This window comes from Cupriavidus sp. HMR-1 (assembly GCF_000319775.1).
GTDB classification, from domain to species: Bacteria; Pseudomonadota; Gammaproteobacteria; order Burkholderiales; family Burkholderiaceae; genus Cupriavidus; species Cupriavidus metallidurans.
On the sequence record NZ_ANKP01000226.1, the window covers coordinates 1 to 24,777 of the forward strand.

Consider the following 24,777-nt stretch of genomic DNA (forward strand, 5'->3'; position numbering starts at 1 on the left):
CGAGGTACGGGTCAACCTTGCGGGCGGGTTCGCTCGAGACACCGGTGCGGTCCAGACCGGCGACGATGCGGGCGCCGTCGGTGTACGGATCGAACTTGCCTACCTTGGCGCCGTCGGTGAACGGGTCAGCCTTGCCGACCTTTGCACCATCGGTGTACGGGTCGGTCTTGCCGACGCGTGCGCCGTCGGTGAAGGCGCTGCGCTGGTCGTTCACGCGATAGCTGTAGCCGTAGACTTCGCCGGCCTTCTGGGCGGCGGGGGCGGCTTGTGCGGCACCAGTGACGAAAGCGGCGGCGAGTGCTGCGGCGGTCAGGATGGTCTTGGCGTTCATGATTGCTCTCCTTGCGAAGGGCCGGGCGATCTTGGTGTGTGGGTCGCGGGGCCGGTATTCTGTGCTGCGAATCTCAGGGGTCTTGGTTCGGGCGCTGTTGCTATCTACTGATAGATAGGTAACCAGGGCTAAAAAAAAGACCGCCTCCCGGTACTGACAAACGACTTGGTATTGCGTGGATCGGCTTGGTGCTGCGGACTGCTTTGCTGCATTGCGTCGTCCATGAGCCAAATATTATCTACTACTAGATAGATAAGCAAGGGCTTTCTTCGAAGCACAATCATATTTCTGCTAAAGATGGTGAGTGACTACGGGGTAACCGAAGCCGGTGATGATGTCTAAGCGCCTAATTTAAAACAGAAAATTGCGCCAAACTATCGCCCAGCGCGGCATGATTAGAGTATTTACTCTAGTTATGCCAACTCACCTGTCGCGTTGGGCGACCAAGCCCTCGAGCAGGGTCCGTGTCTGGTCGTGCATCACATCCTGCACGCGTTGCGTCTCGGCTTCCCCATAGCCCTGCCAGTTCAACGCCTTGAGAATATGACGCCGCATCACCTTGAACGATGCCACCTGGCTGTCGATGGCGATGGTGCGGATACGTGTGGATTCCGCCGTGGCCGGCTGCCCGGTCAGGCGGCCAACGATATGCGTGGTCAGCGCGAACAGCCGGTGGTTGATGCCGGCATCGAAGCGGTCGAATGCCGCCGGGGGGCCGAGTCCCGCGCGTTCACGGGCCATGAACTGACGCCAGTGCTCTGTATCGGGGCCCTCATATAGAAAGGCCATGAAGCGCGCCTGCAGCGCCAGGTAGGCGTCGATCAGCTCTGCATCACTGGCATCTTCCCGGGCCACCACGGCTTCCGCCCGGCCCACAACTTCCTCCAGCAGCGACCACACTCGCTCGACGAAGTAGTCGATGCATGCCAGGTAGACCCCTTCCTTGTTATCGAAGTAGTACTGGAGTGCCGGAGCGTTCACACCGGCTTCGCGCGCGATGTCGCGGGTGGAAGCGCCGTCAAAGCCATGTGTGCCGAACAGCCGCAGCGCCGCATCGATGATACGGGCACGAGTCTCTTCGCCACGCTGGTAACCGCCTTCGGCCGCAGGCCTGTGTCGCGCCATGTCGGAAGTCCTTGTCGCTGAATTCAGACAGAAATATACCAGTTGACAGATTTTTACCAAGTGGAATAATTGCTCGGCCATTCCGGCTTCGAAGTCCCCGCGTCCCCATGTCCGCCACCCATTCCGCCGCAACGGCGTCGCCAGCCGGCGTCGCGCCAGAATCCGCCGTTTCCGACCGCACTTCGCGCCGCAAGCAGATCCTGCTTGGCGCGGGTTTGCTGCTTCTCGTGCTTGTCCTGGCGTACGGCGTGCGCTGGTGGCTCTATGCCCGTTTCATCGAAAGCACCGATGACGCCTATATCCAGGCCGACAGCGTGACGGTGGCACCCAAGGTCAACGGCTACGTGGCCGAAGTCTACGTGCGCGACAACCAGCAGATCCAGGCGGGCCAGGAACTGGTGCGGCTCGACAATCGCCAGTACCAGGCGGCCTATGACGAGGCGCAGGCGACCGTGGCTTCGCGGCAGGCCGACGTGACGCGCGCGGAAGCCGATCTCGCGCAGCAGCAGGCGAGGATCGCGCAGGCTGCCGCGGAAGTGGATGGCGCGCGAGCCAATTCGCGCTATGCGGCATCACAGGTGGAACGCTATGCGCCGCTGGTGAAATCGGGCGCCGAAACGGAAGAGCGCACTGCCGAGCTGAGCAATGCGCAGACCCGCGCATCCACCACGCTGGCGGCCAACGAGGCCGCTTTGCGAGTGGAACAAAGCCAGACGGTGACGCTGAAGGCGCGGATCGAGCAGGCGCATGCGCAGCTCGACGTGGCGCAGGCCAGCGCGCGTCAGGCAAAGCTCAATCTCGATGACACCGTGGTGCGATCCACCACGGCCGGGCGTGTTGCCGACAAGGGTGTGCGCGTCGGCCAGTTCGCCCAGCCCGGCATGCGTCTGCTGACCGTGGTGCCGGTGCAGGACCTCTATCTGACCGCCAATTTCAAGGAAACGCAGGTGGGCCGCATGCGCCCCGGCCAGCCGGTGACGCTCCACGTCGACGCGCTACCCGGTGAGGAGCTGCATGGTGTGGTCGATAGCCTGTCGCCCGGTACCGGCTCGCAGTTTGCCCTGCTGCCCGCGCAGAACGCCACGGGCAACTTCACCAAGATCGTCCAGCGCGTGCCGGTGCGGATTCATGTGGACGTGCCGACGGAAGCGCGCGCGATCCTGGTGCCGGGCCTGTCGGTAGTCGTCGACATCGACACGCGCGAGCTCCATCCCGCCAGGAGCCAGGCCGACATCAAGGCCACCCATGGCTGAAGCGGCCGCAATCGCGCGGGAGCCGAACGCTTCCGCGGCGGACTGGATTGCCGTGGCAGCCGGCTCCCTCGGGGCGCTTCTGGCCACGCTCGATATCTCCATCACGAACTCGGCGTTGCCGCAGATCCAGGGCCAGATCGGGGCGGCCGGTACCGAGGGTACCTGGATCTCTACCGGCTACCTGATGGCCGAGATCGTGATCATTCCGCTCACGGCATGGCTGACGCGAGTGTTCGGGCTGCGCCGCTTCCTGATGTGGAACGCGCTGCTGTTCACGGCGTTCTCGATGATGTGCGGCATGTCGCATAGCCTGACCCAAATGGTGGTCGGCCGTATCGGCCAGGGGATTGCCGGCGGTGCGATGATTCCGACCGCGCAGACCATCGTGCGGACGCGGCTGCCCCGGCACCAGATGCCGATCGGGATGTCGATGTTCGGCCTGATCGTGTTGCTCGGGCCCCTGCTCGGCCCGGTGGTGGGCGGATGGCTGGCCGAGAACGTCAACTGGCGCTGGTGCTTCTTCCTCAATCTGCCGATCACGGCGGTGCTGGTGCCGCTGTTGTACTTCGGCCTGAAATCCGAGCGCGCGGATTTCAACGCATTCTTCAAGGCCGACTGGCTCGGCATCGTTGGCCTTGCGGTGGGTCTCAGCTCCCTGACCGTGGTGCTCGAGGAAGGCCAGCGCGAGCAATGGTTCGAGTCGCACCTGATTGTCTATTTGTCGCTGCTGACGGCAGGCGGCCTGGCGCTGATGCTCATCGGGCAGTTCACGGCGAAGCAGCCGATCGTGCGTCTGCGCCTGCTGCTGAACAAGAACTACGCAAGCGTGATCCTGATCGTGACCACGGTGGGCGCCGGGGTGTACGGCGTGTCCTACCTGCTGCCGCAGTTTCTGGCGACGATCGCCGGCTACAACGCCGAGCAGGCGGGCGGCATCATGCTGCTGTCGGGCCTGCCCGCGTTTCTGCTGATGCCCGTGCTGCCGCGTATGCTCGGCAAGTTCGACAGCCGCTGGCTGGTCATCTCGGGGCTGGTGTGCTTCTTCGCCAGTTGCATGCTCGATATCGGCCTGACCGTCGACAGCGTTGGTCATGACTTCTACGCGTCGCAGATCCTGCGGGGCTTCGGCCAGATCCTGGCGATGATGCCGCTGAATCAGGCTTCGATGGCCGCCGTGGCCACGCACGAAGCGGGCGATGCCGCGGGCCTGTACAACATGGCGCGCAATCTTGGCGGCTCGATTGGCCTCGCGCTGCTCGGCACGCTGATCGACCGGCGCAATGCCTATCACGACTCGGTGATCCGCGAATCGGTGACCGCTAATAGCGCGATCGGTCAGGAGCACATGACATCGAGTATCGCGAGTTTCATGGCCCAGGGCGGCGACTATGCCCATGCCCAGTTGCAGGCGATTGCCCAGCTGAGTGGCCAGATTGCCCGCCAGGCGGCCGTGATGACGTTCTCCGAAACCTTCTTCGCGCTCGGCGTGGCACTGCTGTTTTGTGTGCCGCTGGCCCTGCTGCTGAAACCGCCCCGTCCGGGCGCACCTATTTCCACCGGTCACTGATCATGTCTGTTTCCTTTCGTGCCACCTTGCTGACGCTTGCGGCGGCGATGTTCGCCGCGGGCTGCACCGTTGGCCCCGACTATCGCGGCGCGCCGCAGGTGGCTGGTAACGCGATCGACACCGGCAAATTTCCCCGCGCCGGGGAGGGCACCGACAGCCAGACGCCGCGTGTCGCTGACTGGTGGCACGCGCTGGGCGACACGCAACTCGATGGACTGATCGAATCGGCGTTGAAGCAAAGTCCCGATATCCGCGTGGCGCGCGCGCGCGTGCGACAGGCACGTGCCGGACTGGCCGGGAACAAGGCCAACCTGTTCCCGACGGTTGCCGTCGATGCGGCCACGTTGCGCACGCGCTCGCCGAACCTGTCCGCGCTGTCGGGCCAGGGCTCGTCGAATGCCGGGCGCGGGCCGTTGTCGCTCTATATCGCAGCCTTCGACGCAAGCTGGGAGATCGACCTGTTCGGCGGTACGCGTCGCTCGATCGAAGCCGCGTCGGCCGAAGCCGATGCCGCCGATGCGCAACTGGCCGATGCCCACGTGCAGTTGGCCGCCGAAGTGGCACAGGCCTACATCACGCTGCGCGAGCAGCAGGAAAGCCTTGCGCACCTGGCGTCGTCCGAGCAGCTTGAGGCGGAGATGCTCGACCTGACGCAGCAGCGTCGCGCGCGCGGTGTGGCATCGCAGCTTGAGGTGGAGAGGCTGATGACGCAACTCGACAACACGCGCGCGCAGATGTCGCCGGTGCAAGCCAGCATCGCCGAATCGCTGGACCAGCTTGCGATGCTGACCGGTCGCTCGCCGGGGACGCTCGACGCGGAGCTATCGGCGCCGAAGCCGTTGCCCGGCGTGCCGGAAACCGTCGCGGTTGGCGATCCGGCCGCGCTGCTGAAATCACGTCCCGATATCCGCGCCGCCGAAAGGCGTCTGGCATCGAGCACGGCGCAGATCGGCGTGCGCAAGGCGGACTGGTTTCCGAAGCTGTCGCTGCTCGGCTCGCTGGGCTTCGCGGCGACGGACCCCAGCCACCTCGCGCGCAAGGAAAATGGCACGTGGATGACGCTGCCGCGCCTGCAATGGAACATCCTTGATTTCGGCCGTGTGGCCGCAGGGGTCGAGGGCGCCGAGGGCGGGCGTGACGAAGCGGAGGCCAGCTACGAGAGCGTGGTGCTGAAGGCACTGCGCGATGCCGATGTCGCGTTGTCGCGCTACGGCCATCAGCGTGAGCACGTGGTTGTGCTGCGCCGCGTGGAAGCATCGGCGGAGCGCGCCTCGACGCTGCAGCAGCAGCGCTACCGCGCCGGCACGGCCAGCATGCTCGAATGGCTCGACGTCGAACGCACGCGAGTGGTGGCCCAACAGAGCCGCATCTCGGGCGATGCGGATCTCCTCAAGGATTTCGTCTCGCTGCAGAAGTCGCTGGGCCTCGGCTGGCAATCTTCCGCAGCGCCAGCCTCCTGACCCGGCCCGCTTACTGCGGCGCGTTTACCAGCGGCGGGTGGACTTCAACATCATCTCGATCCTTGTGAATGGCACCGCGCAGTGGCGGCAGGCGCGGGCGATTCTGCCCCCGCTCGACGATTCAGTTTTGATGTTCTGCATCGCGCCTCGGGGTAGCGGGACGGGCCCGGCGCACGAAACCGGATGGAATACGCTGGTGCAGGGCGGTGCCGTGTGACTAGAATTCCCCAGGACAGGCGCGCCCTGCCACCGCTTTGTGCGTGACAGGCGACTTGGGGCGGCGCGAACCCGGGACGAATGACCATGCATTTCAACGCCAACGACAGCATCGTGATCAACGTGGTCACCAGCCTGTTCGTGGTCCTCGTGGGCACGATGGTGGTCAAGCTGATCAACCGCTTTTTCTCGGCCCGCCTGCAGGCCGACAATCGCGGCAGCTATCGCGCCTGGACCGTGGCATCGCGGAACTTCGTCGCGGCGGTGACCTTCCTGCTGCTGCTGGGCATCTGGGTGTCGGAACTGAAAAGCGTGGCGATCTCGCTGGCCGCGTTTGCCGCGGCACTGCTGCTGGTCGGCAAGGAACTGGTGATGTGTTTCCTGGGCGCGTTCATGCGCATGGTCACGCGACCGTTCCAGTTGGGCGACCTGGTGGAGATCGGGCCGTTCGGCGGCGAGGTCATCGACATGGATGTGATGTCGACCACGCTGGTGGAGGTGGCGCAGGCGCGCCATTACACAGGCTTCACCGTGCAGGTGCCCAACAGCATGTTGCTGACCACGGCGGTGCGCAACCATTCCCAGGCCGGTGCCTATACGCTCGATACCGTGCGCATTCCGCTGGAGGTTGGTGTGGACCCCGAGGATGTCGAGGCGCGCCTGATCAAGGTGGCGCGGCAGGCTTGCGAGGACTTCATGGAAGAAGCTGGCCGGACGCTGCGGCGCTATGGCGACATGCGGTTCGTCGACCTGTCGCAGTTCGAGCCGCGCGTGCTGTTCGAGCCGGTGGACGTGGACCGCTTCGACGCGATCGTGCGGTTTCCGGCCCCGGTTAGCGCCAGGCTGCCCGTAGCGCAGCAGATCGTGCGTGGCTACTATCGCGAGCCGGCGCGGAAGAGCGTCGCGCAGCAGTGAACCAACCACCTGGGGGCCGCCATGGCGCAGGCGTTGCAACAACGGAGTACGAGCGTTGGCCCCCGGTTTCTGACGGCCTGCCTGTCGGCCTATCTGTCGGCTTGCATCCTGGTGCTGGCAGGTTGCGCCAGTCTGCCTGCGCATCCTGACCGCACGCCGAGCTACGCGTCGACCGATACCAGCGACACGCTGCTGGCCACTTCCCTGGCGCCACGACTGGCGCGGAATCCGGGTCAATCGATCTTCTATCCGCTGGGTTCGGGGCCTGATGCGCTGGCGGTCCGCATGGCGTTGGCGCGCGCGGCGCGCAAGACGCTCGATCTCCAGTACTACTCCTTTGATGCGGATACCACGGGCAGTGCCCTGCTCGGAGAGTTGATCGATGCCGCCGACCGTGGCGTGCGGGTGCGCCTGCTGATCGACGACCTGCATTCCACCAATCAGGACAAGCTCTGGGCGGCGCTTGATGCCCATCCGAACATCGAGACCCGGCTATTCAACCCGTTTGCCAACCGCTCCGCGCGCTGGGCCGAGATGATGGTCGATTTCGGCCGCCTTGACCGGCGCATGCACAACAAGCTGATGGTGGCGGACAACCTCGTTGGCGTGGTCGGTGGCCGCAATATCGGCGATGCGTACTTCTCGGCCCGACCCGACGTCGATTTCAGCGACCTGGATGTGATGGTGGCCGGGCCCGTCGTGCAGGCCGCCAGCAAGGTGTTCGACCAGTACTGGAACAGCGAGAGCGCGTATCCGGTGGCCGCGCTGGTGCCCGAGGGCAAGGAAGCACCGGAGGAACTGCGACGCTTTCGCAAGGAAGTCGAGGCAAAGGGAGACATCGCTCGTGCCAGTCCCTTTGTGCAGGAGCTGCTGGACTCGGGGCTGGCGCGCGGCATCGAAGTGGGTCATCTGCCGGGTCACGTCGGCAGCGCGCGCGTGATTGCCGACTCGCCTGACAAGATCGAGAGCGATCCCGACGACCCGTCGACTCACGCCATTCCCCGCCTACGGGCGCTGATGGAGGCGGCGCAGACCGAACTGGTGTTGATCTCGCCGTACTTCGTGCCAGACGACGACACCGAGAAATGGCTGGCTGCCATCGTCAAACGCGGCGTCAAGGTGAGGGTGCTGACCAACTCGTTCGCGGCCACGGATGTTTCCGCGGTCCATGCGGGCTACGCGCCACGCCGTCTGGCGCTGCTCCACGCCGGAATCGAACTGTACGAACTCAAGCCCACCGCCAGTACCGGCCTGACGCAAGATCGTGGCAGACACGCTCGCACCTTCACATCGAGCCGCGCAACCCTTCACGCCAAGGCCTATGTCGTCGACCGGCGGTTCCTGTTCGTGGGCTCCCCGAACCTGGACCCGCGATCGAGCCGGCTCAATACCGAGATGGGGGTCGTGCTCGACAGCCCCACGCTGGCTGCCTGGTTCGTGTCCGACGTGGACAAGCGGCTGCCCGAGATCGCGTGGCGCATTGGGGTGCGTACCGATGCAGCGGGTCAGGAAGGCCTGACGTGGACAACGATGGAGCAGGGCAAGGAAGTCACCAACGACAAGGAGCCCGGCATGAGCGTGTGGCAGCACATCGGCATCGACTTTCTGGGACTCCTGCCGCTGGAGGATGAGCTGTAGCCGAGGGGATCCGTGGTGTGTCAGGCGGTGGCGTCGGGGGACTGGAGCAGTTGCAGCAGATGCTCCTGAAGCTTCGAAAGCTCCGGCGCGATACCGCCTGGAAAGCCCTGCCGGTCGCCACGCTTGTCGATCAGCAGGTCGGCGAGGAATGCTGATACAGCGGCCGGGGCGGCTAGCCTGGCCAACTGATTGGCAATGCGCGGATAGGTGTGGAACAGTTCGAGCGGCCGGATTTCACGCGGCAACTGGGCGAGCCATCTGAGTGCTTCGGGTGTCAGCGTCTGTTCGGTGGCATCCGAGGGCTGGCGCATCTCGGTCCAGTCGGTCCGCGCAGCAGGCGGCATATTCCCATCGAGTACCTTCTTGGCTTCCTCGACAGTCACGAACTCGAACGAAAGGGGGTCCATGGTGGCTCCACATCAACACGCTGGACGCCATTCGGCGACCGTCGACCATCTTATCGGATCAGACGCCCGTTTCTTGACGGCGGGTTTGCTTGCCCCACCAAAGTAGGGATTGGGGGTGCGGGGGGTGAGTGGCTGGCGCCACCAGTCGCGGCTATGCCGGCGGCTTCACTCCGGATCCATTCCGCCACACGCCGGACGTCCTCGCGCGGTTGCTCTCTGGCGTGAATCAGCCAGAAGGCGTTGGGGCTGGGCATGGCTGCACCACCGGTCGCGGCAACCACCAGTTGGCCGCCGTCGATCCACGACTGGATCAGTTCGAGGCGGCCAAGCGCCACGCCTTGCCCGGCCAGCGCTGCATGGATCACCTGATCGTACTGGTTGAAGCGCAGGATGCCGCGGCGGCTGGCCTGGCGGTAGCCTTGCGCACCGAGCCAGTTGCGCCAGTGCAGCCATGGGCGTGGATCATCGAACTCGATCAACGGCAGTTCCGCCAGCGCCTCGGGCGTCGTCACGAGGTGGGCGCCCACCGAGGGGTTCGCCACCGGGGCGATGGTCTCGTCGAACAGATGGACAGCAAGGGGCGGCGCGGCCGATGCCGGGCAATAGCGGATCGCCAGATCGATGCCATCGGCACGCAGATCGCTGATCTGGTTGTTGGCGGACAGTCGCACGTCCAGACCCGGGTACTGGCGCTGCAGCGAGCCCAGCCGCGGCAACAGCCAGAGGCCCGCCACACCAATGCTGGCTGTTACCGTCACGGGTTGCCGGCCATCGCGCTTGCGCAGCTCCGCCGCCACGTTTTGCAGTTGCAGCAAGGCGCCGTCGGCGCTGCGGAACAGCCGCTCGCCTTCCGGCGTGAACGCGACACCCCGGTGCCGCCGGATAAACAGCCGGACCTGAAGCTGCTCTTCGAGCGCCCGGACCTGGCGGCTGACGGCCGACTGGGTCAGGCAGAGGTCCTCGGCGGCTTGCGTGATGCTCATGCGCCGGCCCACGGCGACGAAGCCCTTGAGCAGGTCGAGGGAGAACAGCCGGGCGAGCGGTTCGGACATGACGGGAGCGTATGGCGGTGGCAGGGGCGAATGGCCCCATTACAGCATGGCTCGCCATCTTTTGCCATGCGTGCGGCGCATGGCAAAACGCCCGAAATGTCGATTGAACCGCCGCACCGGAGCGCATGAAATGGAGGACATTCAAGGCTCCCATCAGACCGACAGCATGACCAACGCTTCCCGCTCCCATACTCGCGCCGCATCGCAGCCCGCGGCCCCGGCGCCATGGTGGCGCGATACCGTCTTCCTGTTGCTGTCCGGCGGGCTGGTCATGGGCCTTGCGCTGGGCGCGCGGCACGTGCAAGGGCTATTCCTGCTGCCAATCACCGGCGACCGCGGCTGGACGCGCGAGTCGATCGGCTTCGCCATGGCCGTGCAAAACCTGACCTGGGGCATCGCGCAACCATTCACCGGCATGGTGGCCGACCGGTTCGGCTCCTGGAAGGTGATGCTGGCCGGTCTGGTGCTGTACGCGCTGGGCCTCTACGGGATGGCGGTGATCACGAGCGCGCCGGCATTCGTGCTGGTTGCCGGGGTTTGCATCGGCGTGGCGCAGTCTGGCACGACCTTCGGCGTGGTCTATGGCGCGCTGAGCCGCATGGTGCCGCCAGAGGACCGCAGCCGCGCGCTGGGCATCGCCGGGGCAATCGGTGGCATCGGCCAGTTCCTGATGGTTCCATCCGCGCAGGCGCTGTTGTCGTTCGCCGGCTGGACGAATGCGCTGATGGTGCTGGCGGTATGCGCGGCGGTGTTGATCCCGTTCGTGTTGCCGTTCCGCGATCGCACCCCGGCATCCGACGCCGCGACTGGGGGCCAGCCACCGATGCCGATGCTGGCCGCCATCCGCGAAGCTTTCAGCCACTCGGGCTTCTGGCTGCTCAACCTCGGCTTCCTGGCATGTGGCTTCCAATTGGCCTTTATCGCCAACCATCTGCCCGCCTACCTGCGCGACAAGGGGATGCAGCCCGCTGACGGCATGGCCGCGCTGGCCATCATCGCGCTGGCCAATATCTTCGGCACCTATGCGTTCGGCTGGCTGGGCGGGCGGCATACGCGGAAGTACCTGCTAGCCGGCATCTACCTGGCGCGTACGTCGGCAATGGCCCTGTTCGTGCTGCTACCCCTGAGCCCGATGAGTCTGTATGCGTTCGCAGCGGTGATGGGCTTCCTGTGGCTCGGCACCGTGCCGCTGACCAGCGGCATCGTCTCCCAGGTATTCGGCGTGCGCTACATCACCACGCTGTTCGGCTTCGTCTTCTTCGGCCACCAGCTCGGCTCGTTCCTGGGCGTGTGGCTGGGTGGGGTGGTGTTCGAGCTGACGCAGTCCTATGACCTGGTTTGGATGGGGGCGATGGCACTGGGGGTGATTGCCGCCGCGCTGCACTGGCCGATTGACGATCGGGCGATCGCGCGCGCGCCCATGCGCCCGGCACGGGCATGATGGGCTATGTGTCTTGCGGAATAAACCCTGGCGCTTCGGTGTTTACGTAGCAGGCGAGATACGCGCTCAAGCAGTCCAAGTGGAGTATGCTGGGCACGAGAGTCTCACCGATACCGGAGCCAACCATGCAACTTCGTTTACCCGTCTGGATGGGGATCGCCGCCCTGGTCTTGAGCGCATGTGCGTCGCTGCAACCCGTGGAGACCGGGCAGAAGATGATCGGGAGTCCGCAGTCGGCCGTGAGCGACACATTTGGCAAGCCCACCGAGACGCATCAGCTTGCCGACGGTACGCTGCGCTGGATCTACTCGAAACAGCCCTACGGGTATGACGTCTACGCGGCCGATTTCGATGGGTCGGGCAAGCTGATCGCGTTCCGGCAGATGCTGACCGAGGCCGAAATCTACAAGGCGCAGCCCAACGCCTGGACCAAGCGGGACGTTCTGGAACGTTGGGGCATGCCGCGCGAGCCAATTCAGTACTACCCGTTGATGAAGCGCGAGGCGTGGTCGTACCGCATGTACCTGCCCGGCTACGTGCCGGCGCATTTCAGCGCCTACTTCGACGATAACGGGGTGCTGGATCGCACGATGATCATCATGGATACGTACGGCGCGGACCGCAGCCGCTCGAAGTAGCGGCCGCGTTACCCGATGCGGTACTGCCCTGGCGGCGAGATTAGTCACCAGGGCATCCGCGCAGTTAGCCGCGAAGGCATCCGCGAAGTCTCCCCGAAGTTAGCCCCGACGAACGGCGGTGACCTTGCCGCCCACCACGTCGATGGACCGGCGCTGCGGGTTGTAGTCCATCGTGGCCGGCAGGCTCTGGCCGTCGCGGCTGCCGAAGCGCCAGGCACAGCCCTTGAGCAGGGCGGCGGCCTCGGCTTCGGTCTTGCCGATCAGCGCCTCGTCGCCCAGCTTGTCGGCCTGGCAACCCTCCGGCGTGCCACGGCCACCCTGGGGGCCCGGGTTCGGAATCGGCTCTGCCGGCGGTTGCGACGCGCAACCGGCCACCATGGCGACGAGCGCGACAGCACTGGCGGTGGTCAGTCGCTTCAATTGGCGGTTCGATCGAGTCATGCGGAGGCTCCTTGTGAAGATAACAGCGATTTCTAGAGTTTCTGCGCTGCCGCCAGCGTGAAGATCTTGCTCCAGCGGTTGGCGGTGCTGCCGTCCGCGACGGGGATCTTCCAGTCTGCGGGCGTGTGGTGGTGCAGCGTCAGCGCAATGTGCCACTTGCCATCGGCGGCAACGGCGCGGGCCTCGCCGATATCGGCGAAGATCAGCACGACACGCCGGCCATTCATCTCCAGGACACCGTTCTTGCGCTCGGCGTCCAGCCTCAGGCTACCCCAGTCTCCGGTCAGCGCGAGCACTCGCTCGCCGTTGACACGCTTGCCGTGGATGGCCCGATAGCGTTGCAGCCAGCGCACGGCCAGCGCGGTCAGGGCGGCAAGCAGCGCAACCACTGCGGCGGTGCCGGCGATCGCGCCGTAAGCGGCGGCTACTTTCAGGTAGAGCTGCACGACGCCGTAGACAAAGGCAGCCAGTAACGCCAGCCCCAGGAGAATGATTGGCACGTTCGGTTTTCCGGATGTGTTGTGCATTGGCGGCGCCACCGGGCGCCGCGCCAGTGTCGGACTGCGCAAGCCTATAATGGTTCGCCCCGCACAGCCAGTCGGGGCCCCGATCTGGTTCGGCCGACCTTCCATGCCATCGTATCCTCTCGTCCTTTGTCTGACCATCGCCGTGGTGTGCAGCGTGGGCATGGCCATTGCCGCCTGGCCGCGCCGTGACGACCCTACGGTCAGGGCGTTCCTGCTGCTGGCCGGGGGCGTGGTGGTCTGGAGCGGCGGACGGCTGCTCGAGATCAGCGAATCGGACATGGCTGGGCGGATCTTCTGGGCCAAGCTCCAGTACCTCGGGATCGTGGCCGTGCCAATTGGCTGGCTCGTGGCGATGATCCATGTCAGCCGGCCGCATTTCGTGGTGCCCTGGTCGAAGCTATGGGTGCCCGTGATGGCGGCCGTCCTGTCGGTCGTGCTCGTGTTTACCAATGAGCGCCACCATCTGGTCTGGACCTCGATCGAACTGATGCCCCCCGGTGTATCACCCGGCGCTGTGTTCCACCACGGCATCGGCTACACGATCATGGCGGCGTGGACCTATGCGCTGCTCGGACTGAGCCTGTACTTCCTCATCACGGCCAAGGTGCCGAACGCGGCGTTGTCGGTGCGCGGACGGAACATCCTGGCGTGCGGCCTGGCGCTGCCGCTGGTCTTTCATCTCGCCTATCTGGAACGCCTGACCGGCCCGCTCGGCGGTGATCTCACACCGGCCACGTTCTCGGTCATGACGGTGCTGGTCTGGTTCTGTGCGCTGCGATCGCATCTGGACGATGTCGGGCACTACGCGCGGCTGCGTGTTTTCGACACTATCCGCGAAGGCTGCGTGATCCTCGGCCTGGACGGCACCATCGTCGAGTTCAACCCCGCGGCGGCGCGCATGTTGCCGGAACTGGCGCAAGGCGAGGTGGCGCCTGCCACGTGGCAGGACTTGCTGTCTTTGCCGACCACGGCCGAAGACGTCGGCACGAATCCCGGGATTCCCCAGGGCGCGCAGTACGAACTGACGGTGGAGCCCGTTTGCCGGATGGATGGCAAGCCAATCGGCAGGCTCGTGTTCATGCGCGACATCAGCCGCTATCAGTCGCGCGAGCAGGCGCTGGCCATGCAGCTTGGGCAGACCGCGCAGGAGTTGTCGCGCGCCCAGGCGGACCTCGACGTCGATGCCCTGACCGGCATTCCGAATCGCCGCTACTTCCAGCGCGAGTCGCATGCCGCGGTGACACGCGCCTACGAACGCGGCACGGAAATCGGCCTGCTGATTCTGGATGTCGACCTGTTCAAGCAGTTCAACGATCTCTATGGCCATCCGCGTGGCGATGAGTGCCTGCGGCAGGTCGCGACGGCCTTGACCTGCGTGCTCGACGGCACGCAGTTTTGCGCCCGCCTGGGTGGCGAGGAGTTTGCCGTGGTGCTGCCGGATTCCACGTCCGAGGAGACGCGAACCATCGCGCGCCGGATGGTGGCAGCGGTGCGCGAGCTGGGCATTCCCCACCACGGCACGCCGGTGCAGCCGTTCGTGACGATCAGCGTCGGCGCGGTCTGCGCCGTGCCCGACGCACCGCGCCTCGAGCCGCTGCTACATCGCGCCGACAGCGCCATGTACCGCGCCAAGCGGGCGGGCCGGAATCGCTACGTGGTCGATGGCGGGCTCTATCTGGAACTGCGCGGCAACTGACCCGGAATGAATTCGCGAGAATTCACACAGGGGCTTGCAAATTCCACAGGCTTCTGTAGAATTCGCGGCTCGCATCGCCCAGATGGCGGAATTGGTAGACGCACTAGGTTCAGGTCCTAGCGGTGGCAACACTGTGGAGGTTCGAGTCCTCTTCTGGGCACCAGATTCGAAAAGCCCCGCGCAAGCGGGGCTTTTTTCGTTTCCGCCCGGAAAGAAAGGCCCTTGAGGGCCTTTCGCGAGGACGAGAAAAGGTTGCGCTTGCAAGCGCAACCCGGGGTCGCGCATGGGTGACCGAGTCCTCTTCTGGGCACCAAATTCAGAAAAGCCCCGCGTAAGCGGGGCTTTTTTCGTTTCTCCGCCCGAGGCCTAAGAGGGCCGGCTCCAGGAAGAATGGCTGACACTGTCAGGAGAAATTCTCACGGCGCGCCACACCGTGCCGCCCCCGTCCGGCAACCCGCATTACGGTCTAACTGACAGGCTGGCTTTGACCTATGCTCCAGTTTGATCGGGCACGATTCAATAACGCCCGGCAAGGTGGTTGCCATGTCCGTACTGTTCACGTGCGGGAGAGGGGAGGGCGCCGGGCATTGTCCCGGCTGGGAGCGCTGTGTCGGCACGCACCCAGGGCACCATTCCTGTCTCCATCTGGGCTTCCTGATCGTGCTGCTTGCGAGCGCCGCGGCCTGCGCCGAGGAACTTGCGAGCGGGCCGCCGGGCGCGGATACGCCGCCATCGATTGTCCAGGACAAACGCGACGCGGGCACGTCGCCTGCGAAAGCCACCACACCGGAATCCCCATCGCTTGAGCCACCTCGTATGGTGGCCGCGGACGACGATCCTGATCAGCCTGCGCCTGTCGACGTGCTGGCTTCGGAGCAGATGGCGGTGCCCGGCGGCGAGCATGAGGTCGTGGGCAGTGCGGGACCGATCGATCGGCAGGTCGAAACGTACCGGGCCGGAGCGCGCCCGGCGATGCTGCATCTCGATGACATGACAACGGCAACCGGGTTCGTCGATGGCAGCACGCGCACCATGGCACTGGCGATGGATACGCCGCTGTCGCGTAACGGATCCGGTCCGACCCTGCAGTCCCGTGTCGAGATGGCATACCGTCCTGGCATGGCGCCGGTACCCGGCAACTGGGACGCGCCACCGGGCGAGGCCAATGCCACCGGGCTGGCCGTGCGGCTGTATAGCTCCGCGCCCACGCGCCTGAATGGTGTCTACCCCTTCGTCGAAGCGGACTGGTGGCAAGACAATCGCGCACGCACCATCAACATCAACGGCACGCGCATCGACACCGATCTGTTGCGTGGTCTGCTGTCCTTCAACGTCGGCGCGCACAGCAATTCGACCACCGGCCTGAAGCTCTGGGTCAAGGCGCGCGCAGGACGCAACGCGGGCGGGACACTGGGTGCCAGGTACCGCTGGTAAGGGATGGCGGTGGCAGTGTCGAGGCAGTGTCTGACGAGGGAGTATCTGGTCTTCGAGAAATAATTTTCACGAAGTACTTGCGCGCGATGCGAATTGCGATACAATTCGGGCCTCGCGTGCGGCTGTAGCTCAGTTGGATAGAGTACTTGGCTACGAACCAAGGGGTCGTGGGTTCGAATCCTGCCAGCCGCGCCACCTATTAAAAGGGCTTCCAGAAATGGAAGCCCTTTTTCATTTTGGGTTGCGCGCGAAGGTATGTCCGACTCGATTGTGCTCGGTTGACGCAACTGAAGACGATGACCGACTCGTATGCGGTGGCCGCTGCGGCAATCCATGGCGCAAAGCAGAGGCGGTGAAACGATGTTTGGCTGGCGGGCATCCTGATTCGAACAACTGCGAGAGCGCGGCGACGCTGGATAGCGCAGTTGCCCTCAAGTCGTTCTGTCAGGGCTTATAAGCCCTGAGATTAGTCGCCAGCCCTTCGATGCCAAATGGCATTTCGCTCGCCTGAGAACATGTGCCCTAAAGGCCGCGTCGTTCAATTTGAGAACGCTTGGATCGGCACTTGGGTTTGTGCGCCTCATGTAGACATCGCTTTCGCCTGAATATCTGTGGGTGCATTCGGTCCACAGGGCACGAACCGGCAAGTACCCACAGCATCCTGCGGCCTTGCACAGTCCCTGCCGAAGCCAACCCCAATGTACGTTTCCCCGCGCAACCACTCGCCGGGGCCATTGACAGCCGCCAACCCGGAAGCACATTATTCGTCCCTATCAGATGCGCCTCCGGAGCAACTCGCGCCCCTGCTGATGCCCGGAAGGCCGCCATTCCCATGGGAAACGGGGTCATGAATTCATCCATCCGCAGATTGGCGGGCGCAGTTGCGCTTGCCGTTTTCCTTTCCGCTTGCTCGTCCACGTCGGAGCGTCCGGCAGCTGATTCGGCCGTCGAACAGCCGCCATCCGATCAAGCGATGAAAACCCTCTCGGCCGAGGTGTTCACCTACGCCTATCCGCTCGTTCTAATGGACGTTACGCGTGAGGTGGCGACGGCCAAGGTGCCGGTCAATACATTCGGTCACAAGCGCGCCTTCCCGGATGCGGCCTTTACCGATGTTGTCAGCCCGAATGCCGACACCTTGTATTCGTCGGCGTGGCTGGACCTGTCGAAGGAGCCGATGGTGCTGTCCGTGCCCGATACCGGCGGCCGCTATTACCTGATGCCGATGCTCGACGCCTGGACCAATGTCTTCGCGTCGCCGGGCAAGCGTACGACTGGCACGAAGCGTGGTGTCTTCGCGATCGTCGGCCCGAACTGGCAGGGGCAGTTGCCCAAGGGTGTGAAGGAGATCAAATCGCCCACCGATATGGCCTGGCTGATTGGTCGGATTCAGACCAATGGCAAGCAGGACTATGCGAACGTGCACCGGCTGCAGGATCAGTTCCGCCTGGTGCCGCTGTCGGCGTGGCGCAAGGGCAGCCGTACCGCAGTGCAGCCCGTGCCGCGCGCAGCGATGATCGATACGGAGACGCCGCCGGCCGAGCAGGTGGCGGCGATGGACGCCCAGGCATTCTTTACCCGTCTGGCCGCGCTGCTGCCTGCCAACCCGCCCGCAGCCGATGACGCCGCGATGGTGGAGAAGATGCAACGCATGGGCATCAAGGCCGGTCAGCCGTTCAAGACCACCGTGCTCGAGCCTTCGACGGCGCGCGCCGTGCAGGAGGGTGCGTCCGCCGCGCTGACGATGATCAAGGCCAATGGGCGCAAGAGCGCTGCCGGCAATATGGGCTGGCGCGTCCAGCGTGATATCGGGGTGTATGGCACGGATTATGGCCGCCGCGCTGTGGTGGCGATGTTCGGTCTGGGCGCGAATCTGCCCGAGGATGCGATCTACCCGACCGCGCGCGCCGATGCGATGGGCCGCCCGTTCGATGGTGGCAGCCGCTACGTCCTGCACTTCGACAAGTCACAGTTGCCGCCGGTGAAGGCGTTCTGGTCGCTGACGATGTACAACGACAAGCAGGCATTCGTCAGCAATTCGATGCAGCGCTACGCGATTGGCAGCCGTGATCGCCTCCGCTACAACCGCGATGGCTCTCTGGACATCTATATTCAGTACGAACGGCCCGACGAGCGCAAGGTATCCAACTGGCTGCCGGCGCCGCCCGACGCCTTCAACCTGATGCTGCGAGCCTACTGGCCGGACCAGGTGGTGCTCGATGGCAAGTGGATGCCGCCCGCCGTCCAGCGCGTGAACTGATTTCCCGCGCCACGCCCGGCAAGGGCGTGGCGAAGCCCTCATCCGAGTGCAGTGCATCCGAGCGCAATAGGCACAATGCCCGCACTCAGAACTTGTACTTGATCCCCGCGTAGAACGCACGGCCGCTGCCCGGATAGAACACCGAGGTATTGGCCGTCCGCGCATCCGTGACGGTGCTGAAATCGCTGATATAGCGTTTGTCCGTCAGGTTGCGGGCATCGAGGAACAGCGTCACGCCACGCTCGAACTCGTAGCTCGCCTCAATACCGAATAGCACGTAGCTTGGTACCTTGAGCGTGTTGGCGTAATCCACCCATGCACCGGTCGGCACCCAGTCGATCGTGCCCGCCACGCGCAGGCGCGAGTTTCGGCTATAGGACAGCGTCGTGCGCAGCACGTGCTGCGGCACCCCGGCGATCCGGTTGTTGCCATAGACAGGATCGTTGTCGAAGCGGAAGTCACTGTAGTTCCAGAGCTGGGACACATTGACCTTGTCGCCGCTGCCGAACACGTTGCGTAGCACGTCTACATTCGCGCCAAGCTCCACGCCTTGCAGGGTCGTCTTGTTCGCGTTGAACGTTGACGCGGGGATATCGGGGCTGACCGTGTACTGAAGCAGTTGGTCGCGCACCAGAGAACGGTACAGCGTCAGGTCCCATCCGAAACGGTCCTGCTGGCCGCGCGTGCCGAGTTCCAGCGTCCAGCCATGCTGGGCGGCCAGTGGCACGAACTGCTGTGTCATGCCGATCGTCTGGTTCAGGTCCGTGAAATCGGGCACATCGGCGCTACGGGTGATATCGATGAACGCCTGGACGTTCTTCTTCGGTTCCCACAGCACGCCAAACTTCGGATTCACGCCGCTGTAGGTCGTGGCGTCCGACTTCGGCGTTGGGTTGGTGGGCAAGCCACCGTAGTCCTTGTACTCGCGGCGGTTGCGGTACGCCTTGGCGCCAGCCATCAGCGCCACGGTGGGCAGCACATAGAGGCGGTCTTCGAGATAGAGCTCGTAGTTGTAGGCATCCTGCGCCGAATTCAGCGTCTGCGCGCCACGATTGCCATTGACGTTGACGTACTGGCGCGCGTCGTTGTTGCCGCCGAAGAATCGCATCCCGGCGATCAACTGGTTACGCATGCCGCCAAGCGCGAATTCGCCCGTGTAGCGGGGCGCGAAGCCATAGGTCCAGTAGTCCTGGTCGATCACCTGGAAGATCGGGTGATACAGGCTCTTGTGGATCGCCCAGGTAGTGAAATCGATCTGGCCGCTGTCGAGCTTGATGGTGGTGACATTGGCCAGGCGCTCGGTGCGCGTGTTGCGCGCCTGGTCGCCCGCCAGCGCGCTCGGCGATGCCATGCGCGGATTGTTCAGCGCATCGTTCAGAGAGAGTGTGCCGGGCAGCAATTGATCGACGACATAGGCGCCAAAGTAGAAGCGCGTCTCCACCGCCGGGCTGAACCGGTAGCCGAGATTGGCGTTGAGCTGCTCGTACTGGCCGCGTTCGTGATTGCGATAGCCGTCGGAATGGCTGACCGTGGCGTTGACCAGAAAGTCCCAGTTGCCGATCTGCCGTGACACCTGGCCACTGCCGCGCACGGTGCCGAAACTGCCCCCATCCAGTCGGACCATGTTCGGCGCGTCGACGGTCAGCGCGGTGGGTGTGGTGAAGTTGATGGCGCCGCCCAGGGTGGTGCTGCCATACGCCAGCCCGTTGCCGCCCTTATAGACTTCGGCGGCCGAAAGGCCGAGCGGATCAATCTGATAGAAATCGCCGCTGCCATCGGCAAAGTTGGTCGGCACGCCGTCCTGCAGGATTTCCAGCCCGCGCGTATGGTAGCCGCGCGCAATCCCCGAGCCGCGGATCGACAGCCGCAGCTCCTGTCCGTACCGTTCCTGCACGTAAACGCCGGGTGCATCCTTTAGCACATCGCGTAGATCGCTGGCGTACGTGTTGCTATAGGCGTTGGCATCGACAAAGCCCACGGATCCGGCCGACTGGAACAATGACTGGCGCTGCTGCGCGATGCCCGGAGCGGTCAACGAACCCGCCGCGGCGGCCGTGGCGGTAACAGGAGGAAGGGTGGGAATCTCGGCAGGAACGCTTGCCGGAACGGCTTGGGCAAAGGCCACACCTGACAGTGCGGCGGCAGGAAGCGCCGCTGCGCGGCGCCATTTTTTTTGTCGTTGCATTGCTTGCGGTCGATAGGCCCATGCCGAGGATTCAACGTGGGCCAGGGATGCTTAATTTTTGGCTCGACCGCAAGGATACGGAGAGGGGTATCCGTGCGCCATGCGACACAGCGACGCAACGGACCTTCTTGCCTTATATCGAAAGTTGTCCCGCGCAGTTGGGGTCGCATGCTGCACCGCGAGCGTGCGCTGTTGCCGCGCTGCGCGCGCTTGCGGATACACGCTTCCAAGTCACCGGCGGCCAACAGCCCGAAGGCATTGACGGTCCACTCGAAGTACGCGGTCCAGACGTCGCGGCGCAGGAGCTGCCGGGGACGCCGGCCTGGCGGCTCAGGCGTGGGCGGCCTCGGCTTCGACCTCAACGCCATCTTCCGCCAGAAGCATGTCGACGTCGTCGGAGAACTCGGCGTCGACAACCTCGACTTCAACGCCATAGCCGACTCGGCGCACGAACAGATGCAGCAGATCAGCCGCCGGCGCTTCGCAGCACAGGTTGGCCATGTGGCCGCGTTCGCTGTCGACCTGAAGCTGACGCAGTGAGAGCCCCGTGCGACGGGCGCTGGCAAGCACCCATTCCAGGCTGCCGAAGACGTCGGCGCGATCGAGGCGGAGGGCGAGCTGGAGGGTGGGCAGGGGCATGGCAGGGTCCGGAAGCAAGGCGTAAGTGATGCGTAAGCGGTTCGGTAAATTTACCAGCGCGTCCGCAAAATTGGCTTCTGATTTTTCTGCACAGGCTGCCAATTTTCAGAATGAATATCTCCAATCATGTAGATTGGAGGTTATTTCATCTTCTGCGTACGATTTTCCGTGAACAACCCGCTCAAACTCGATGAGATCGATCGTCGCATCCTGCGCGAATTGCGTCGCGACGGCCGCATCTCCAATGCGAAGCTGGCCGAACGTGTCGGCCTGTCCGCCACGCCTTGCTGGAACCGGGTCAAGGCCCTGGAAGACGCTGGCGTGATCAGTGGCTATGCCGCGCTGCTGAACCAGAAGGCGCTGGGCTTGCCCGATACGGTGCTGATCGAAGTCACACTCGATCGCCACGACGACGAGATGTTCAATCGATTCGGCGAGGCGCTGGCGCAGTTGCCCGAAGTGCTGGAGGCCCATCTGCTGACGGGCGAGTACGACTACCTGATCAAGGTGGCGGTGGCAGGCACGGAAGGCTATGAGGAATTCCTGCGCCACAAGCTCTACAAGCTTCCCGGCCTGCGGCACAGCCACTCGACCTTCGTGCTGCGCACGCTGAAGCGCGAGCCGTCAGTCGAACCCTGATCCTGACTGGGCTCTAGCGGGCAGCCAGCCTGCCGAGCCGGGGCGCGAGCGCGGTAGTCACCACGCCCATTCCGATCAGCGCGAGGCCGATCGACAGATCGAGCGAGATCTGTTCGTGCCATGCCACGGTCGACAGCACCAGCCCGATCACCGGAACGCCAAGCATGGCAATCGAGGTGGCGGCCGGCGGCAATGACTGCGTCACGTTCAGCACGACGATAAAGGTCAGCGCGGTGGCGAGCGGCCCCGTATAGGCGATCACGGGCCAGATGTCGACCATCGCGCCCAGGTCGGGCGCGCCATCTCGCAACCAGGCAAGGGCAATCAGCGGGACGGTTGCCACGGCGCATTCCCAGGGGATCATGTCCGCGCCGAGCCGGATTGCACGATTTGCGCGCAACTGAATGATGCTGACCGACCACGCCAGTGATGCCCCGAGCAGCATCGTCAGGCCCATCACCGTGTGCAGTTCCCAGCCGCCGAGCGCCGGAGCGACGATCACGGCGATGCCGGCGTAACTGAATGCGGTCGCCAGCCATTGCAGGCGCGATGGCCGCTCGCCGAGCACCAGCGAGGACAGCGGGATCACCCAGATGGCGGTCGCATACGCAATTACCGATGCGCGGCCCGGCGGCACGTACTGCAGCGCCCACAACGCCAGCGCCGTGAATGCGCCCATCTGCAGCAGGCCGACGCCGATCACCAACGGCCATTCCTGCCGCGAGGGCAGGCGGAGCCTGCGCAGGGCGCCGAGCACGAGGAAGCTGATCAGCGCGGCCGAGCCGAATCGGCAGGCAGCGAACCAGAGCGGGCTGATGTGGGCCAGTCCCATCTTCATGACTGGCCAATTACCGCCCCAGATGACGACGGCACCAATCAATGGCAGAAAAGAGCGGAATCCGGCGGTGGCCGGGGCCCGGGAAGTGGCGCTGGACGGGGCGGTAGCGGACATGCGAAGCGAGAGAGATCGTTTGCGAAAAGTCTACGATTCATCGCCCGGCATCAGTAACCGGATCGCACTGCTGCAGTCGTTCAATACGGCATAGAATGCTGCAATGTAAAACCATGGAAGCATGACATGCTGGACATCGAACTCGATGCCACTGACATCCGGATTCTCGGCGAACTGCAGCGTGATGGCAGCCTGACCAATGTGGAGCTGGCCAGCCGGGTCAGTCTCTCGCCGTCTCCATGCCTGGCGCGTGTGAAGCGTCTGGAGAAGATCGGCGTGATCTCGCGGCGCGTCACGCTGCTGGACGCGCGTCGGCTGGGCCTGAAAGTAGTGGTGTTCATCTCCGTGTCGCTCGACAAGCAGCGACGGGAAACGCTCGATACGTTCGAGCGGCGAATCGCCGCGTTGCCACAGGTGATGGAGTGCTACCTGATGTCCGGAGACGCTGACTACCTGCTGCGTGTAGTGGTGCCCGACGTGGAAGCGCTTGAGCGGTTGATCATCGACCAGATCACCCGCATCCCCGGTGTGGCGAGCATTCGTTCGAGCTTCGCGCTGAAGCAGGTGCTGTATAGCACGGCGCTGCCGCTCGGCTAGGTCGAATCCCGCTAATTCATAGCCTGGCGCGCACGGCCGCCTGCAGCGCTGGCAGCAATTCGGCTTCGAACCAGGGCTGCTTGCGCATCCAGCCGACAACGCGCCACGAAGGGTGAGGCAGCGGAAACAGATTGGGGCCGAAGCGGCGGAAGTCGCGCACGATCTCCGTCATCGTGGCGCCGACTTCGCCTTGCAGGTAATAAGCCTGGGCGTAGCTGCCAACGAGCAGGGTCAGACGATCTTCCGGCAGGAGCTGCAGGATGGCGTCGTGCCAGAGCGGTGCGCACTCGCGGCGTGGCGGGAGGTCCCCGCTCGGACCCTTGCCGGGGTAGCAGAAGCCCATCGGCATGATCGCCACGCGCGATGCATCATAGAACGCGTCGTGGCTCAGACCCGTCCATTCGCGCAGGCGGTCGCCGCTGGGGTCATCGAACGGAATGCCGCTGGCATGTACCCGCGAGCCCGGTGCCTGACCGATGATCAGGATGCGAGACGTGGCGCTGAACTGCACGACGGGCCGAGGGCCGGCAGGCAGATCCGCGGCGCATCGGGTGCAGGATGCGATGTCACGCCGCAGGCTCGTGACGATAGCCTGCGCGCGCTGTGGGGACTTTGTGACCATGAGCGGAATCGACGCGGTGTGCGTATATTACTGGCCTCTACGCCACGCGATGCAAAGGACCAGAGTATGACGACGCAAATCGAAACCGCAATCCTCGCCGGCGGCTGCTTCTGGGGGATGCAGGATCTGCTGCGGCGGTACCCCGGCGTGCTGTCAACCCGGGTGGGCTACACCGGCGGCGACGTGCCGAATGCAACCTATCGCAATCACGGCACACACGCCGAAGGCATCGAGATCGCCTTCGATCCGAGCCAGATCAGCTATCGCCAGATCCTGGAGTTCTTCTTCCAGATCCACGACCCCACCACGAAGAATCGCCAGGGCAACGATGTGGGGACGAGCTATCGCTCGGCGATCTATTACCTGAATGACGAACAGAAGCAGACAGCGGAAGATACCGTGGCCGACGTGAATGCGTCCGGACTATGGCCTGGCAAGGTCGTGACCGAAATCGCACCGGCCGGACCGTTCTGGGATGCCGAGCCGGAACATCAGGACTACCTGGAGCGGTACCCGAACGGCTATACCTGCCACTTCATCCGGCCGGGCTGGAAGCTGCCGAAGCGAGGCTGAGGTAGGGCCGGAGGTCTGCCTGCGACCCGCCGAGGTTCTCGACAATCTTGTCTGTATCCTGTCAGGATGACTGTACGTTTATACAGTATAGTTATGCCGACCACGCGGTCAGTGAGGCACAACGAAGGTAAGGTATCCCTTCAGTTATCGCCTCCAACTATCTGATTAG

Annotated in this window: 24 protein-coding genes and 2 tRNA genes; 16 read left to right on the forward strand and 10 right to left on the reverse strand. The window is 64.3% G+C overall.

Features of this window, described 5'->3' with window-relative positions; all coding sequences use genetic code 11:
- Both D769_RS21750 and D769_RS21755 read right to left on the reverse strand, forming a co-directional pair.
- On the reverse strand, positions 1 to 331 hold a 331-nt coding region (locus D769_RS21750; RefSeq protein WP_008649508.1), incomplete at its 3' end, for a hypothetical protein.
- Between the two features lie 423 nt (positions 332 to 754).
- Entirely contained in the window at positions 755 to 1,456 is a 702-nt protein-coding gene (locus D769_RS21755; RefSeq protein ID WP_008649510.1) for a CerR family C-terminal domain-containing protein, read from the reverse strand.
- A 107-nt stretch (positions 1,457 to 1,563) separates the two neighbouring features.
- On the opposite strand from D769_RS21755, the gene D769_RS21760 reads away from it, so the two are divergent.
- The 6 genes from D769_RS21760 (at position 1,564) to D769_RS21785 (ending at position 8,505) form a co-directional block, all read left to right on the forward strand.
- Complete coding sequence (locus D769_RS21760; protein ID WP_008649511.1) at positions 1,564 to 2,709, forward strand: HlyD family secretion protein; 1,146 nt, start codon at positions 1,564 to 1,566, stop codon at positions 2,707 to 2,709.
- A complete protein-coding gene (locus D769_RS21765) occupies positions 2,702 to 4,276 on the forward strand; it encodes an MDR family MFS transporter (protein ID WP_008649512.1) in 1,575 nt (524 codons plus the stop codon). The genes D769_RS21760 and D769_RS21765 overlap by 8 nt, the downstream gene beginning before the upstream one ends.
- A gap of 2 nt (positions 4,277 to 4,278) precedes the next feature.
- A complete protein-coding gene (locus D769_RS21770) occupies positions 4,279 to 5,736 on the forward strand; it encodes an efflux transporter outer membrane subunit (protein WP_008649513.1) in 1,458 nt (485 codons plus the stop codon).
- 37 nt (positions 5,737 to 5,773) lie between these two features.
- On the forward strand, positions 5,774 to 5,953 hold the full coding sequence (locus tag D769_RS21775; RefSeq protein ID WP_040011187.1) for a hypothetical protein: 180 nt from the start codon (positions 5,774 to 5,776) through the stop codon (positions 5,951 to 5,953).
- An 86-nt stretch (positions 5,954 to 6,039) separates the two neighbouring features.
- Entirely contained in the window at positions 6,040 to 6,867 is an 828-nt protein-coding gene (locus tag D769_RS21780; protein WP_040011188.1) for a mechanosensitive ion channel family protein, read from the forward strand.
- 21 nt (positions 6,868 to 6,888) lie between these two features.
- Positions 6,889 to 8,505: a phospholipase D family protein gene (locus D769_RS21785; protein WP_008649515.1), complete on the forward strand. Its 1,617-nt coding sequence runs from the start codon at positions 6,889 to 6,891 to the stop codon at positions 8,503 to 8,505.
- A 20-nt stretch (positions 8,506 to 8,525) separates the two neighbouring features.
- Here the strand turns inward: D769_RS21785 and D769_RS21790 are convergent, their stop codons facing one another.
- Positions 8,526 to 8,912, reverse strand: a complete 387-nt coding sequence (locus tag D769_RS21790) for a hypothetical protein (RefSeq protein WP_008649516.1) — start codon at positions 8,910 to 8,912, stop codon at positions 8,526 to 8,528.
- Between the two features lie 50 nt (positions 8,913 to 8,962).
- Complete coding sequence (locus D769_RS21795; RefSeq protein ID WP_008649517.1) at positions 8,963 to 9,964, reverse strand: LysR substrate-binding domain-containing protein; 1,002 nt, start codon at positions 9,962 to 9,964, stop codon at positions 8,963 to 8,965.
- Positions 9,965 to 10,235: 271 nt separating this feature from the next.
- Here D769_RS21795 and D769_RS21800 point away from each other — a divergent pair, with 271 nt between their 5' ends.
- Both D769_RS21800 and D769_RS21805 read left to right on the forward strand, forming a co-directional pair.
- Positions 10,236 to 11,405: an MFS transporter gene (locus D769_RS21800; RefSeq protein WP_241227893.1), complete on the forward strand. Its 1,170-nt coding sequence runs from the start codon at positions 10,236 to 10,238 to the stop codon at positions 11,403 to 11,405.
- Between the two features lie 125 nt (positions 11,406 to 11,530).
- Positions 11,531 to 12,043: a hypothetical protein gene (locus D769_RS21805; protein WP_008649521.1), complete on the forward strand. Its 513-nt coding sequence runs from the start codon at positions 11,531 to 11,533 to the stop codon at positions 12,041 to 12,043.
- 99 nt (positions 12,044 to 12,142) lie between these two features.
- Here D769_RS21805 and D769_RS21810 read toward each other — a convergent pair whose 3' ends face one another.
- Both D769_RS21810 and D769_RS21815 read right to left on the reverse strand, forming a co-directional pair.
- Entirely contained in the window at positions 12,143 to 12,484 is a 342-nt protein-coding gene (locus D769_RS21810; protein ID WP_008649522.1) for a hypothetical protein, read from the reverse strand.
- Between the two features lie 32 nt (positions 12,485 to 12,516).
- Positions 12,517 to 12,984 (reverse strand): hypothetical protein, encoded by a 468-nt coding sequence (locus D769_RS21815; RefSeq protein ID WP_008649524.1) that lies wholly within the window; start codon positions 12,982 to 12,984, stop codon positions 12,517 to 12,519.
- Positions 12,985 to 13,114: 130 nt separating this feature from the next.
- Here D769_RS21815 and D769_RS21820 point away from each other — a divergent pair, with 130 nt between their 5' ends.
- The 5 genes from D769_RS21820 (at position 13,115) to D769_RS21840 (ending at position 18,401) form a co-directional block, all read left to right on the forward strand.
- Positions 13,115 to 14,707, forward strand: a complete 1,593-nt coding sequence (locus tag D769_RS21820) for a diguanylate cyclase (protein WP_008649526.1) — start codon at positions 13,115 to 13,117, stop codon at positions 14,705 to 14,707.
- Between the two features lie 76 nt (positions 14,708 to 14,783).
- A tRNA-Leu gene (locus D769_RS21825) sits at positions 14,784 to 14,870 on the forward strand.
- Between the two features lie 380 nt (positions 14,871 to 15,250).
- The gene (locus D769_RS21830; RefSeq protein WP_035883546.1) at positions 15,251 to 16,141 is read left to right on the forward strand and encodes a hypothetical protein; all 891 of its coding nucleotides are present in this window, start codon (positions 15,251 to 15,253) and stop codon (positions 16,139 to 16,141) included.
- A 118-nt stretch (positions 16,142 to 16,259) separates the two neighbouring features.
- Positions 16,260 to 16,336, forward strand: a tRNA-Arg gene (locus D769_RS21835).
- 652 nt (positions 16,337 to 16,988) lie between these two features.
- Positions 16,989 to 18,401 carry a DUF1254 domain-containing protein gene (locus D769_RS21840; RefSeq protein WP_008649531.1) on the forward strand — a complete coding sequence of 471 codons (1,413 nt, stop codon included), beginning with the start codon at positions 16,989 to 16,991 and terminating at the stop codon, positions 18,399 to 18,401.
- A gap of 85 nt (positions 18,402 to 18,486) precedes the next feature.
- On the opposite strand, the gene D769_RS21845 is transcribed toward D769_RS21840, so the two are convergent.
- Entirely contained in the window at positions 18,487 to 20,586 is a 2,100-nt protein-coding gene (locus tag D769_RS21845; protein WP_035883549.1) for a TonB-dependent receptor, read from the reverse strand.
- Between the two features lie 330 nt (positions 20,587 to 20,916).
- On the reverse strand, positions 20,917 to 21,225 hold the full coding sequence (locus tag D769_RS21850) for a hypothetical protein (RefSeq protein ID WP_008649533.1): 309 nt from the start codon (positions 21,223 to 21,225) through the stop codon (positions 20,917 to 20,919).
- 168 nt (positions 21,226 to 21,393) lie between these two features.
- Here D769_RS21850 and D769_RS21855 point away from each other — a divergent pair, with 168 nt between their 5' ends.
- Positions 21,394 to 21,864, forward strand: a complete 471-nt coding sequence (locus D769_RS21855; protein WP_008649534.1) for an Lrp/AsnC family transcriptional regulator — start codon at positions 21,394 to 21,396, stop codon at positions 21,862 to 21,864.
- Positions 21,865 to 21,877: 13 nt separating this feature from the next.
- Here the strand turns inward: D769_RS21855 and D769_RS21860 are convergent, their stop codons facing one another.
- On the reverse strand, positions 21,878 to 22,816 hold the full coding sequence (locus D769_RS21860) for a DMT family transporter (protein WP_051705449.1): 939 nt from the start codon (positions 22,814 to 22,816) through the stop codon (positions 21,878 to 21,880).
- 126 nt (positions 22,817 to 22,942) lie between these two features.
- On the opposite strand from D769_RS21860, the gene D769_RS21865 reads away from it, so the two are divergent.
- A complete protein-coding gene (locus D769_RS21865; protein WP_008649536.1) occupies positions 22,943 to 23,413 on the forward strand; it encodes an Lrp/AsnC family transcriptional regulator in 471 nt (156 codons plus the stop codon).
- A 16-nt stretch (positions 23,414 to 23,429) separates the two neighbouring features.
- On the opposite strand, the gene D769_RS21870 is transcribed toward D769_RS21865, so the two are convergent.
- Positions 23,430 to 24,035, reverse strand: coding sequence for a uracil-DNA glycosylase family protein (locus tag D769_RS21870; RefSeq protein ID WP_008649537.1), 606 nt, complete (start codon positions 24,033 to 24,035; stop codon positions 23,430 to 23,432).
- A gap of 66 nt (positions 24,036 to 24,101) precedes the next feature.
- Here D769_RS21870 and msrA point away from each other — a divergent pair, with 66 nt between their 5' ends.
- A complete protein-coding gene (gene msrA / locus D769_RS21875) occupies positions 24,102 to 24,608 on the forward strand; it encodes a peptide-methionine (S)-S-oxide reductase MsrA (RefSeq protein ID WP_008649539.1) in 507 nt (168 codons plus the stop codon).
- Positions 24,609 to 24,777: the final 169 nt, after the last annotated feature.

Excerpts from the sequence above, each read along its gene's own strand:
- D769_RS21755 (WP_008649510.1), bottom strand. The coding sequence starts at position 1,456 with ATGGCGCGACACAGGCCTGCGGCCGAAGGCGGTTACCAGCGTGGCGAA.
- D769_RS21760 (WP_008649511.1), top strand. The coding sequence starts at position 1,564 with ATGTCCGCCACCCATTCCGCCGCAACGGCGTCGCCAGCCGGCGTCGCG.
- D769_RS21765 (WP_008649512.1), top strand. The coding sequence starts at position 2,702 with ATGGCTGAAGCGGCCGCAATCGCGCGGGAGCCGAACGCTTCCGCGGCG.
- D769_RS21770 (WP_008649513.1), top strand. The coding sequence starts at position 4,279 with ATGTCTGTTTCCTTTCGTGCCACCTTGCTGACGCTTGCGGCGGCGATG.
- D769_RS21780 (WP_040011188.1), top strand. The coding sequence starts at position 6,040 with ATGCATTTCAACGCCAACGACAGCATCGTGATCAACGTGGTCACCAGC.
- D769_RS21785 (WP_008649515.1), top strand. The coding sequence starts at position 6,889 with ATGGCGCAGGCGTTGCAACAACGGAGTACGAGCGTTGGCCCCCGGTTT.
- D769_RS21790 (WP_008649516.1), bottom strand. The coding sequence starts at position 8,912 with ATGGACCCCCTTTCGTTCGAGTTCGTGACTGTCGAGGAAGCCAAGAAG.
- D769_RS21795 (WP_008649517.1), bottom strand. The coding sequence starts at position 9,964 with ATGTCCGAACCGCTCGCCCGGCTGTTCTCCCTCGACCTGCTCAAGGGC.
- D769_RS21800 (WP_241227893.1), top strand. The coding sequence starts at position 10,236 with ATGGGCCTTGCGCTGGGCGCGCGGCACGTGCAAGGGCTATTCCTGCTG.
- D769_RS21805 (WP_008649521.1), top strand. The coding sequence starts at position 11,531 with ATGCAACTTCGTTTACCCGTCTGGATGGGGATCGCCGCCCTGGTCTTG.
- D769_RS21810 (WP_008649522.1), bottom strand. The coding sequence starts at position 12,484 with ATGACTCGATCGAACCGCCAATTGAAGCGACTGACCACCGCCAGTGCT.
- D769_RS21820 (WP_008649526.1), top strand. The coding sequence starts at position 13,115 with ATGCCATCGTATCCTCTCGTCCTTTGTCTGACCATCGCCGTGGTGTGC.
- D769_RS21830 (WP_035883546.1), top strand. The coding sequence starts at position 15,251 with ATGTCCGTACTGTTCACGTGCGGGAGAGGGGAGGGCGCCGGGCATTGT.
- D769_RS21840 (WP_008649531.1), top strand. The coding sequence starts at position 16,989 with ATGAATTCATCCATCCGCAGATTGGCGGGCGCAGTTGCGCTTGCCGTT.
- D769_RS21845 (WP_035883549.1), bottom strand. The coding sequence starts at position 20,586 with ATGCAACGACAAAAAAAATGGCGCCGCGCAGCGGCGCTTCCTGCCGCC.
- D769_RS21850 (WP_008649533.1), bottom strand. The coding sequence starts at position 21,225 with ATGCCCCTGCCCACCCTCCAGCTCGCCCTCCGCCTCGATCGCGCCGAC.
- D769_RS21860 (WP_051705449.1), bottom strand. The coding sequence starts at position 22,816 with ATGTCCGCTACCGCCCCGTCCAGCGCCACTTCCCGGGCCCCGGCCACC.
- D769_RS21865 (WP_008649536.1), top strand. The coding sequence starts at position 22,943 with ATGCTGGACATCGAACTCGATGCCACTGACATCCGGATTCTCGGCGAA.
- D769_RS21870 (WP_008649537.1), bottom strand. The coding sequence starts at position 24,035 with ATGGTCACAAAGTCCCCACAGCGCGCGCAGGCTATCGTCACGAGCCTG.
- msrA (WP_008649539.1), top strand. The coding sequence starts at position 24,102 with ATGACGACGCAAATCGAAACCGCAATCCTCGCCGGCGGCTGCTTCTGG.